The sequence below is a fragment of the Pseudomonas cyclaminis genome, from assembly GCF_015163715.1.
Classification (GTDB): Bacteria; Pseudomonadota; Gammaproteobacteria; order Pseudomonadales; family Pseudomonadaceae; genus Aquipseudomonas; species Aquipseudomonas cyclaminis.
The window spans coordinates 1-500 of record NZ_JADDUM010000380.1; the positions used below are offsets into that span (position 1 = coordinate 1).

Consider the following 500-nt stretch of genomic DNA (forward strand, 5'->3'; position numbering starts at 1 on the left):
CCTCGACGGCGGCATCCTCGACAACAGCAGCGGGCAGATCACCGCCGGCGGCGCGCTGGGAATCAAGGCCGCGCAGTTGAACAACGCCAACGGCACCGTCGCCGCCACGCAAACCCTGACGGTCAAGACCGACAGCCTGCTGAACCAGGGCGGCACCCTCGGTTCGGTGGCCGCCGACCTGATCGTCAACAGCGACACCGGCGTGCTCGACAACCGTGGCGGGCGTCTGGAGGCGGCCAAGGCGCTGACCCTCAACGCACTTGGCCTGAACAACCAGGGTGGCGTGATCACCGGCGCGCAACTGCTGCTCAATACCCATGGCCAGCAGCTCGACAACAGCGCAGGCACCGTCAACGCCAGCGATACGCTGGGCGTCGACAGCGGCGCGTTGATCAACGATGGCGGCATCATGCAGGCCAAGTCGGACCTGCGCGTGGATACCCATGGCCAACAGCTGAGCAACCGCAATTCCGGCAGTACCGGCGGCATCCTCGGCCAGC

Annotated in this window: 1 protein-coding gene; it reads left to right on the forward strand. The window is 66.8% G+C overall.

Features of this window, described 5'->3' with window-relative positions:
• The coding region (locus tag IQK56_RS30690) for a hypothetical protein (RefSeq protein ID WP_193901978.1) at positions 1-500 on the forward strand (500 nt) is incomplete at both ends.